The organism is Acidithiobacillus sp. HP-2, assembly GCF_015100155.1.
Lineage (GTDB): Bacteria > Pseudomonadota > Gammaproteobacteria > Acidithiobacillales > Acidithiobacillaceae > Acidithiobacillus.
This window is the reverse complement of record NZ_JACKZA010000003.1, coordinates 181,758-192,500: the sequence shown is the minus strand read 5'-3', so window position 1 is coordinate 192,500 and position 10,743 is coordinate 181,758. Positions and strand designations below refer to the sequence as shown.

The 10,743-nt window shown below is 54.6% G+C and carries 7 protein-coding genes, 3 tRNA genes and 2 rRNA genes (1 of these 12 cut by a window edge); all 12 read right to left on the bottom strand.

All coding sequences use genetic code 11. From position 1 onward, the window contains the following. Positions 1–444: ribosomal RNA gene (locus tag H7F11_RS03665) — 23S ribosomal RNA — on the bottom strand; it reaches 2,445 nt to the left of the window's first position. A 254-nt stretch (positions 445–698) separates the two neighbouring features. After that, positions 699–774, bottom strand: a tRNA-Ala gene (locus H7F11_RS03660). 3 nt (positions 775–777) lie between these two features. Then, positions 778–854, bottom strand: a tRNA-Ile gene (locus tag H7F11_RS03655). Between the two features lie 46 nt (positions 855–900). Continuing rightward, a 16S ribosomal RNA gene (locus H7F11_RS03650) occupies positions 901–2,436 on the bottom strand. The 16S and 23S rRNA genes sit together here with 3 tRNA genes alongside, the layout of an rRNA operon. 125 nt (positions 2,437–2,561) lie before the next feature. Beyond that, positions 2,562–2,638 (bottom strand) — tRNA-Met (locus tag H7F11_RS03645). 149 nt (positions 2,639–2,787) lie between these two features. Next, entirely contained in the window at positions 2,788–3,834 is a 1,047-nt protein-coding gene (locus H7F11_RS03640; protein WP_193651870.1) for a L,D-transpeptidase family protein, read from the bottom strand. Next, a complete protein-coding gene (locus H7F11_RS03635; RefSeq protein WP_193651871.1) occupies positions 3,824–4,063 on the bottom strand; it encodes a Rho-binding antiterminator in 240 nt (79 codons plus the stop codon). The genes H7F11_RS03640 and H7F11_RS03635 overlap by 11 nt, the downstream gene beginning before the upstream one ends. 6 nt (positions 4,064–4,069) lie before the next feature. Beyond that, positions 4,070–5,335, bottom strand: coding sequence for a serine--tRNA ligase (gene serS, locus H7F11_RS03630; RefSeq protein ID WP_193651872.1), 1,266 nt, complete (start codon positions 5,333–5,335; stop codon positions 4,070–4,072). After that, a complete protein-coding gene (locus H7F11_RS03625; protein WP_193651873.1) occupies positions 5,328–6,653 on the bottom strand; it encodes a replication-associated recombination protein A in 1,326 nt (441 codons plus the stop codon). The genes serS and H7F11_RS03625 overlap by 8 nt, the downstream gene beginning before the upstream one ends. A gap of 26 nt (positions 6,654–6,679) precedes the next feature. Beyond that, complete coding sequence (locus H7F11_RS03620; protein ID WP_193651874.1) at positions 6,680–7,735, bottom strand: OmpP1/FadL family transporter; 1,056 nt, start codon at positions 7,733–7,735, stop codon at positions 6,680–6,682. Positions 7,736–7,753: 18 nt separating this feature from the next. Further along, positions 7,754–8,428 (bottom strand): outer membrane lipoprotein chaperone LolA, encoded by a 675-nt coding sequence (gene lolA, locus H7F11_RS03615; protein ID WP_193651875.1) that lies wholly within the window; start codon positions 8,426–8,428, stop codon positions 7,754–7,756. Next, on the bottom strand, positions 8,400–10,664 hold the full coding sequence (locus H7F11_RS03610) for a DNA translocase FtsK (protein WP_193651877.1): 2,265 nt from the start codon (positions 10,662–10,664) through the stop codon (positions 8,400–8,402). The genes lolA and H7F11_RS03610 overlap by 29 nt, the downstream gene beginning before the upstream one ends. Positions 10,665–10,743 lie beyond the last annotated feature (79 nt).

Sequence of the window (10,743 nt, the reverse complement as noted above, 5' to 3'; positions counted from 1 at the left end):
CAGAGACGAGTATTTAGCCTTGGAGGATGGTCCCCCCATCTTCAGACAGGATTCCACGTGTCCCGCCCTACTTTGCTCATGCTTAGTTCCACGAAAGTCTTTTCGGATACGGGGCTATCACCCACTACGGCCAACCTTCCCAGGTTGTTCTCCTAAGTCTTACGCTAAATCATGAAGGCTGGTCCCGGTTCGCTCGCCGCTACTACGGGAATCTCGGTTGATTTCTTTTCCTGCAGCTACTGAGATGTTTCAGTTCACCGCGTTCGCTTTACTGACCTATGTATTCAGTCAGCAATAATCCGATCACTCGGATTGGGTTGCCCCATTCGGACATCCCCGGATCAAAGCTTGTTTACCAGCTCCCCGAGGCTTTTCGCAGGTATCCACGTCCTTCATCGCCTGTCTCTGCCAAGGCATCCACCGTATGCCCTTATTCACTTGACCATATATCCCCAAGCATCCACCTGGAGGTCTGCCATCGGCAAGATGACAAACATGGCCTTCCCTTCCTCAACTGTCAAAGAACAATACCGCTTCAATACTTCGAATCGGTAGTACTCAGCTTCTTTATTCAGAAACTCACTACTACGGACTCTTTTTACTTTCCTACTCTCTACTTCCTGTTACCTCTTACCCGCTTCCTGCCGCCTACTTCTCCACCCCAGCGTCCGACCCGCTTCGCGCGGGCCTCTTCCCTTTGGTGGAGCTGACCGGGATCGAACCGGTGACCCCCTGCTTGCAAAGCAGGTGCTCTCCCAGCTGAGCTACAGCCCCATTTGGTGGGCCCAAGTGGACTCGAACCACTGACCTCACGATTATCAGTCGTGTGCTCTAGCCAGCTGAGCTATAGGCCCGATTCTTTACCGAGTGGCGTGTGTGGGGTCTAGGACCCATTTCTTTAAAGGAGGTGATCCAGCCGCAGGTTCCCCTACGGCTACCTTGTTACGACTTCACCCCAGTCATGAACCATACCGTGGTCATCGCCCTCCCGAAGGTTAGGCTAACGGCTTCTGGTACAATCCACTCCCATGGTGTGACGGGCGGTGTGTACAAGGCCCGGGAACGTATTCACCGCGGCATGCTGATCCGCGATTACTAGCGATTCCGACTTCATGCAGTCGAGTTGCAGACTGCAATCCGAACTACGACGCGCTTTCTGGGGTCTGCTCCACCTCGCGGCTTGGCTTCCCTCTGTACGCGCCATTGTAGCACGTGTGTAGCCCTGGACATAAAGGCCATGAGGACTTGACGTCATCCCCACCTTCCTCCGGTTTGTCACCGGCAGTCTCCCTAGAGTGCCCGGCCGAACCGCTGGCAACTAAGGACAAGGGTTGCGCTCGTTGCGGGACTTAACCCAACATCTCACGACACGAGCTGACGACAGCCATGCAGCACCTGTGTTCTGATTCCCCGAAGGGCACTCCCGCATCTCTGCAGGATTCCAGACATGTCAAGCCCAGGTAAGGTTCTTCGCGTTGCATCGAATTAAACCACATGCTCCACCGCTTGTGCGGGCCCCCGTCAATTCCTTTGAGTTTTAACCTTGCGGCCGTACTTCCCAGGCGGAATACTTATCGCGTTAGCTACGACACTCAGTACGCTTGGTACCAAACATCTAGTATTCATCGTTTAGGGCGTGGACTACCAGGGTATCTAATCCTGTTTGCTCCCCACGCTTTCGTGCCTCAGCGTCAGTATTGGGCCAGGTGGCCGCCTTCGCCACTGATGTTCCTCCAGATCTCTACGCATTTCACCGCTACACCTGGAATTCCACCACCCTCTCCCATACTCTAGTACACCGGTTTCCACCGCCATTCCCAGGTTGAGCCCGGGGATTTCACGACAGACCTAATGCACCGCCTACGCACCCTTTACGCCCAGTGATTCCGATTAACGCTTGCACCCCCCGTATTACCGCGGCTGCTGGCACGGAGTTAGCCGGTGCTTCTTCTTGGATTCACGTCAACAGCAGGCGATATTAGCACCCACCTTTTCGTCCTCCACGAAAGAACTTTACAACCCGAAGGCCTTCTTCATTCACGCGGCATTGCTTCGTCAGGGTTGCCCCCATTGCGAAAAATTCCCCACTGCTGCCTCCCGTAGGAGTCTGGGCCGTGTCTCAGTCCCAGTGTGGCTGGTCGTCCTCTCAGACCAGCTACCGATCGTCGCCTTGGTAGGCCTTTACCCTACCAACTAGCTAATCAGACGTAGGCTCCTCTTCCAGCGCGAGGTCCGAAGATCCCCCGCTTTCCCCCTCAGGGCTTATGCGGTATTAGCCCAAGTTTCCCTGGGTTGTCCCCCACTCAAAGACAGATTCCTACGCGTTACTCACCCGTCCGCCACTCGTCAGCATCCGAAGACCTGTTACCGTTCGACTTGCATGTGTTAGGCATGCCGCCAGCGTTCAATCTGAGCCAGGATCAAACTCTTAAGTTCAATCCAACAATTTGTTCAACTTCTGCCATATCCAGTACGATAAATCGCACCCAAATACAGCATGGGCCTAAACCCCACACATCTCCACTCGGCTTTTAAAGAACGAAACTGCATACTGCGAATCTTGGTAGCGGGGGTAGGATTTGAACCTACGACCTTCGGGTTATGAGCCCGACGAGCTGCCAAGCTGCTCCACCCCGCAACAGGGTCGACAATCATACTCGGTAAGTTATTTCACTGTCAATACCTAGTTGCTTTGTCGCTCTCTTTCAGGACCGTTGCCCCGTCGAGAGAGCGCACTATACATGCGGGTCTGGGGGTGTGCAAGCATTTTTTTGAATGTTTTGTCCTTCATGATTTCGGCGCATTCCCAATGGTTACCGGTGCTGGTGGTGGCGTGGCGGTATTTGCATTGTCGCCATAGGGGGCAAAATCATAGGGTTGCGCGCTTAACTGGTCTGCCACCATCTGCAGGTCAGGCGTATTGATATTGATGGCTACGGGAACGGTATTGGGTTTCTGCACCAGATTGATGACACGCTGCCAGTTGATGGTCCAGCCCTGATGCTGACTGCTACTGAATGCGGTAATGGCATCCACGGCACGCTGCTGGTTATTTCCGCCCTTATGGTAGGCCTCAACCGGTTCAAAGCTTTGCAAGTACAGGTTTCCATTACCATTGCTACCCATAACGTAGGGCTGATCAATGGTTCTGACCGGAGTACCGACCTTGACCATCTTGAATAACTGCACTTCGTTTTCAGGATACACATGAAAACAACCATGACTGACACGCATCCCGACTCCCCAAGGCTTGTTGGTCCCGTGGATGAATATTTGCGACCAACCGGTTTCGAGGGCCAGCTCGCCCATTGGGTTATCGGGACCTGCCGGGAAAAAGGCCGGGATGGGTTCTCCCGCTTTGGCATGTTCTTCCTGGATATTTTTCGGGACTGTCCAGGTCGGGTTTTTCACCTTGGCGATGATTTTCGTACTCCCCACGGGGTCCGGCCAGTTGGGTCGGAATATTCCTACCGGAATGGTGTACACCACATTCTGACCTGCGGGGAAATAAAACAGGCGGCGGGCCGGTATATTGATAATAATGCCCTGCCAGGGCTTGGGTGGCAGAACATATTCGGTAGGTACCAGCACCCGGGTGCCCGCACCGGGCAACCAGGGATCCACACCCGGATTGGCCGCCCGGATTTCGTTATAACCAACGTCGTAATGGCGGGCAATGTCGAGCAGGGTATCCTGATGACGTGCCAGGACCACCTGCAGCTGACCGACCATATTGCTCCCGGCTGGAGGGAGAGGAAATTCGGCTGAAAAGGCGCAAGTTGTATCCAGCAGCAAACCGCCACACAGAATAAAACGAATGAGCTTAATGTTCATGAAGAAAGGATTCCTGAAGATGATCGATGAGGGTGAGATCAATAACTTGTTCTTGATGAGTACGCCGTAGCTTGAGCCACTCGCGCCCGTCAGCGGTCCAGACATCCAGAATTTGTCCCTTCATCTGGCTGCCATCGCGCATTTGCAGGACTACCGATTTATGTTGCAGGGCTGCCAGCTCCAGAGCGCTGTGCAAGGCACAGCTAACGGGCACATAGGGGTCGCGCATCGTTTTTTATGCGCTGAGTATTTCCATGCCGCCCATATAGGGGCGCAGGGCTTCGGGAATATGCACACTCCCATCAGCCTGTTGATGATTTTCAAGCAAGGCCACCAGGGTCCGGCCTATGGCGAGACCAGAACCATTCAGGGTGTGCACCAACTGCGGCTTACCATCCTCACCACGATACCGGAGCTGCAGGCGACGGGCCTGAAAGCTTTCAAAATTGCTGCAGGAGCTGATTTCCCGATATTGACTTTGACCCGGCAACCACACTTCGAGGTCATAAGTCCGGGCCGCACTAAAACCCATATCTCCAGCACACAGAGCCATTACCCGGTAAGGCAGCTCCAGTAATTGCAATATTTTTTCGGCATGCCCGGTGAGTTCTTCCAGAGCTGTGGCAGAATCTTGGGGGCGGACAACCTGTACCAGCTCTACCTTGTCAAATTGATGCTGGCGAATCATGCCCCGGGTATCGCGCCCATAAGCGCCCGCTTCACGCCGGAAACAGGGCGTATAGGCACAAAACCGCTGGGGAAGCGTGCTGACGATTTCACCGCGCAACAAGTTGGTCAGGGGCACTTCGGCAGTTGGTATCAGGTAATAGGGATCATCGCGCAGCGCAAAAAGATCTTCTTCAAACTTGGGCAATTGTCCGGTGCCGAACAGAGATTCGGAATTCGCCAAAAAAGGCGGGGCAATTTCCGTGTAGGCATGGGCAGTGACGTGCAGGTCCAGCATAAACTGGGTCAAAGCCCTTTCCAGTCGGGCACCCAGGCCACGTAACACGACAAAACGGGCTCCGGCCAGGCGCACCCCTGCTGCAAAATCGAGAATACCCAATCCCTCACCCAGGTCCACATGATCCTTGGGCGTAAATGAAAATTCGCGAGGCGTTCCCCAATGCCTTACCGGCACGTTATCGGCTTCATCACGTCCATCAGGGACGGAAGGCTGGGGAATATTGGGCAAGCTGCTGACCAGCGCCTCCCATTGCTGCAGCACGACTTCCAGAGACTGCTCCAGCGCCTTGATGGTTTCTCCATACTGCCCCGCCGCGTTTTGCATCTCCGCAGTATCCAACCCCTGCCGGCGCGCCTGGGCAATTTCACGAGAAGCCTCATTACGCGCGTTGCGCTGTTCTTCCATCTGAATTTGCAACGTTTTTCGCTGTTGATCCAGGGCGGTCAAGGCCGACACATCGAGCTTGAAATGGCGACGGGCCAGTCCTGCAGCGACAGCTTCCGGTTCATTGCGCAGCAAATTAGGATCAAGCATTCGGGGGTTTCTCTTGGGTAGTTGAACGATGGGCGCGAATCCAGCGCAGGCGCTCCTGAATACGCGTTTCCAGGCCACGTTCGCTGGGATCATAAAAACGGGTTCCGATCAGCCTTGCCGGAAAATATTCCTGATTGGGGGCAATAGCATCTGGATAATCGTGATCGTATTGATATTCTTTGCCGTAATCCAGTGTTTTGAGTAATTTGGTCGGGGCATTGCGCAAATGCAGGGGGACCTCCTGGCTGCTGCCCGCTTTCACCAAGGCCTGAGCCTTGTTCCATGCCGTGTAAACCCGATTACTTTTGGGACTGCTGGCCAGGTAAACCGCCACCTGGGCCAGGGCCAGTTCACCCTCGGGACTACCCAGAAACTGATAGGCGTCCCTGGCTGCCAAAGCCATTTCCAGCGCCCGGGGATCGGCGAGACCCACATCTTCTGAGGCCATCCTGACCAAGCGCCGGGCCAGATAGAGAGGATCGGCACCACCATCCAGCATTCTTGCCAGCCAGTACAGGGCAGCGTCGGGATCAGAGCCCCGCAGGGATTTATGAAAAGCCGAGATTTCGTCGTAAAAGGCTTCGCCACCCTTGTCAAAACGGCGCCAGCTTTGCCCGGTTGCGGCAATCAGCACCTGGGCCGTGATCTTGACGGCATCCTCATGCCGCTCGGCAAGTTGCACGGCCAGATCCAGCAAATTGAGAAGCCGGCGGGCGTCCCCATCTGCAGCCTGTAGCAGGCCTTGTCGCAACTCCGGCGGAAAATCAATGGCGCTTCCGCCCAGACCCTGGATTTCATCACTCAGCGCCCGCTCAAGAATTTGCGCCAGATCGGCGTCATCCAGAACCTTGAGCACATAAACCCGTGCTCTGGAAAGCAGCGCGTTGACGAGAGCGAAACTGGGATTTTCAGTCGTGGCCCCAATCAGGATGATAACGCCTTCTTCCACATAGGGAAGCAGTGCATCTTGCTGGGTTTTGTTGAAACGATGGATTTCGTCTATAAAAAGAACGGTATCTTGCCCCTGAGCCCGGGCCTGCTCGGCACTGCTGATGGCGGCGCGAATTTCTCTGACACCACTGTTAACCGCCGAAAGAATTTGAAACTGACACCCGGCTGAGCGCGCCAGCAACTGGGCAAGGGTGGTTTTACCCGTGCCCGATGGACCCCATAAAATCATGGAATGGAGGTGCCGGGTGCGCAACATGGCACGCAGTGGCCCGTTATCGCCTAAAAGATGCTTTTGACCGACATAATCTTCCAGGCTCCGGGGTCGCAGTCGCGCTGCCAGAGGCCGGAGATCATGCGTGGTACTCAAGCAGGAAGCTCCGTTGCTGCCCTGACTCAAAAATTCCGGGAAATGGCTGCACCAAAATTAAAGATACTGGCTTTGTAAGTGCCCGCATAGGGACCGGCATAGGAAGTCGTATTACCGGAAAGCGCATAGGAAGCGCCAAGATCGTACTGCCAATGTCCCAGTCCAATACCCAATCCGAAGGACAGCAAATTACTGCTGGGTGCTGGTGCTGCAGCCTGAATACTGCTGCCATCCGTGGGGCTGCCTTCATGGGCGAGACCGCCACGCAAGGCCAAGTACTGACTGAAGTGGTAGCTTAAACCCAAACGATAGGCAAGCGCCGATTTCCAGCCAAGATTACCATATCCCGGCAGGCGGGCATTACTCCAGTCATTCCAGTCCACATCCAGTTCCGTAGCAAAAGCTGGCGTAAAGCGGTAACGTACACCGGCCTGAAGGCGGCTGGGCAGACTGATGTCTCCTCCCAAACTGGCAGTTGAGCGATAACTCAAACCGGCATTAAAAGTTTCGGTGGTGTAAAACAAGCCAACATTACCACCCACGCCACCGCCATTACCTGATTTTTCAGGGAAATTGGCGCTCAGACTCTGATAATAATCCACACCCGCACCAATGCTTAAATCGGGCAGGATCATATAGGCCACACCGGGATTGATGTCGATGATGCGCAGATCATTTTTATCGGGGATGGTCTGTGACGTTCCAAAAGTCCCTGCAGGCCAGGTTGAATTAATGCCGTAAGGAGATGTAATGCCCAAGCCAAGCGCCAAAGGCAGGTCGTTGAAACGGTGGGTTACAAACAAATTGGGCATAATCAGGAGATTATTGCTGGCACCCTCACCATTTCTTTTATAGCTGGGTTCTGATGCTACCACGTCCAGACTGGCGCGCGTCCCCGGGAAAAACACCATATCTGCTGGATTAACCGCAAAACTGCTGACGGGGCCGGCATCGGCTACCGTGGCTCCCGCTTCGGAAAGTCCCACCACCGATGTGGGCACCGCAAATCCTGATGCCTGGGCCTGCACACTGACGAAAACTCCCAAGGCAAGCAGGGTCAAAGCAATTTTGGCATTACGCATGAACGACTCCAGAAAAATTTATTGCGAAAGAACATCTACTCCGGCTGGAGTCGTAAACTGGAACTCCTGGCCCGGAATGGCATGATTAATTTCTACATGCGTGAAATGCAGGACAGTCTCCTGCTGGAAGGCATCTTCCATACGCATTTCCTTCAGGATTCCTGCGGCGTCAAAACCCAGGCGCAACGCAGTAAAACCCTGGTCCTGACCATTTTTAGGCCGCAGCAACAACCAGTGAAGCTGTTTTTTGACACCCAGATCGCTGATGTTGAAACGCTGACTCAGGTCATCATTTCCGGCAATCAAGGCAGCGGGAGTGGATCCCAGCGCCTTGCCCAAAGGTTGAACGGTTACCTGTTGCAGGGCGGGCTCATACAACCAGACTTTCAGCCCGTTGGAAACGATGGTCTGCCCATTGGCGCCACTATAATCCCAGCGAAATTTACCGGGTCGGGAAATCCATAAGGTACCGCCGGCCTTTTTGACAATCTGACCATTATGGTTGGCCACTTCCTGGCTGAATTGCGCAGCAATGGTGTGCGTACTCTGAAAAAAATGATGCAACATATCCAGACCGGAGGCGGCATTCGCCCATGTACTCCAGCCCAGCAAGCAGACCGCGCCCAGTATTTGCAAATAGCGCGAAACACTACGCCGCTTTAATTCAATCACGACCAGGTGGTGCTGCTGCATAAATTTCTCTGCTCCCGTTACTTTGCAAAGGGCCAACAACACCCACTCTTTCCATTTCTTCGATCATGCGTGCGGCGCGATTATAGCCTACCTTCAGTTGGCGCTGCACGTAAGAAATGCTGGCCTTGCGACTGGTGGTGACAATAGCCACCGCCTGATCGTAAAGGGGATCAGCATCTTCAGCTCCGCCACCATCCATATCCTCACCATCTAAACTTTCACCACCCTGTAAGATGCGCTCGTCATATTGGGGTGCGCCCAACTGGCGTAAGGATTCCACTACGCGATGGACTTCGTCATCACTCACAAAGGCGCCGTGCACGCGCTGGGGATAGCCGGAACCTGGCGGCAGATACAGCATATCCCCCTGGCCCAGCAGGGTTTCTGCACCCATCTGATCGAGAATGGTGCGTGAGTCAATGCGGGAAGAAACCTGAAAGGCAATACGGGTTGGGACATTGGCCTTGATCAGGCCGGTGATTACATCTACAGAAGGACGCTGGGTAGCCATAATCAGATGCAATCCTGCCGCTCTGGCTTTTTGGGCGAGCCGGGTAATCAGCGTTTCCACCTGCTTGCCGACCACCATCATCAAATCTGCAAATTCATCGATAATCACTACAATAGCCGGCAACTTGCTCAAGCTGATGGGTTCGCCATCCAGATCCTTATCGGGACCCGGCAGAGGATGTCCTGCACTCAGGGCCTCCTGGACTTTTTGATTATATCCGGCCAGATTGCGCACCCCGACAAAAGCCATCAGCTTGTAACGTCTTTCCATTTCGGCCACACACCAGCGCAGCGCATTGGCCGCCTCTTTCATATCGGTGACCACCGGCGCCAAAAGATGGGGAATACCCTCGTAAATGGACAATTCCAGCATTTTGGGATCAACCATGATAAGGCGTACCTCTTCAGCAGTCGCTTTGAAGAGGATGCTGAGAATCATGGCGTTGACACCCACCGATTTCCCCGCGCCGGTAGTGCCTGCTACCAAAAGATGCGGCATTTTGGCGAGGTCAGCCGAAACAGGCTGGCCACCAATATCCTGGCCCAAGGCCAAAGTCAGGAAACTTTTACTGTGGCTAAAACCGGAGCTGGAGAGAATTTCAGAAAGTCTTACGGTGCGTCGCTTAGGGTTGGGCACCTCAATGCCCATGGTCGCCTTGCCCGGAATTGCTTCCACTACGCGTACCCGGGCTGCCAACACCCGCGAGAGATCCTTGCTGAGCCCGGCCACCTGACTCACCTTGACACCGGGAGCGGGCTCAATTTCAAAGCGGGTAATTACGGGGCCGGGATTGGCAGCGACTACCGAGGCCTGGACACCAAAATCCGCCATTTTCTCTTCCAGCATGCGTGACTGCTGGGCGAGTGTTTCTGGATCCAGTTGTCCCGTGGGATCCATAGGATCTGCCGGATCCAACAGCGCCAGATCGGGAAGACCATCAGCCCGAGGCGGGCCGACCGGTGCCGGTAGCGGCATCTGCCGGGTATTTTTAGGTGCTGATGAAGCAGTCATTGGACGCGGTTTTTTCGCTGCAAAAAAGCTGGGGGTTTTCTCAACAGCGGGTTTTGCTTTTTCCGGAATAGCTGCCGGAAGCGGCGCTGAAACCTTGGGTTGCGACTGGCCTGTCTGCCGCCGCGAGAAGCGGGGCAGCGGCAAACGCGCGAACAAATTCAGGCCACTCAGCCGGTTCGATTCCTGCTGGAATTTCGCCAGCATTTCCCTTGGTCCAAGGCCCGTCAGTAAAAACAGGCCGAAGACAAATACCGCGAAGAACAGCAATGCACTTCCACCGGAACCAATGAGTGGCTGAAACAACTGAGCAATTTCCTGGCCCACAATACCACCGGCAAGGGTTCCTGTGACCGACCACCAGGCAGGTGGCCAAACTATCGCCAAAAATATCATCAAGCCCAAAAAAATGGCCAGCCCCCCCACCGGGGCAAGGCGTCGGCCGGGTCGTTGGCGAAACCAGTGATTCCAGAGTTGCGCGACCCACCCGATTAACGCCAGAGGGAGCAACCAGGCCGACATCCCCAAAAACTGCACCAGAAACTCTGCCAGATAAGATCCGGCCTCTCCTCCCCAATTTTGTACAGCCTCGCCTTTACCACTGTTGAACCAGCTGGGATCTGCAGGAGAAAAACTCAGCAGAGACATGGCCATGAAAAGGGCGATGGCCAGCATGACCAGTAACAGGGCTTCACGGCGCCAGGATTTTCCGGGCATGGCTTTGGATGGCCCGGCCGGGGTGGGTCGGGTGGTTCGGGAGGCATTACGGGCAGCAGAACTCATGATCGCAAGCTAA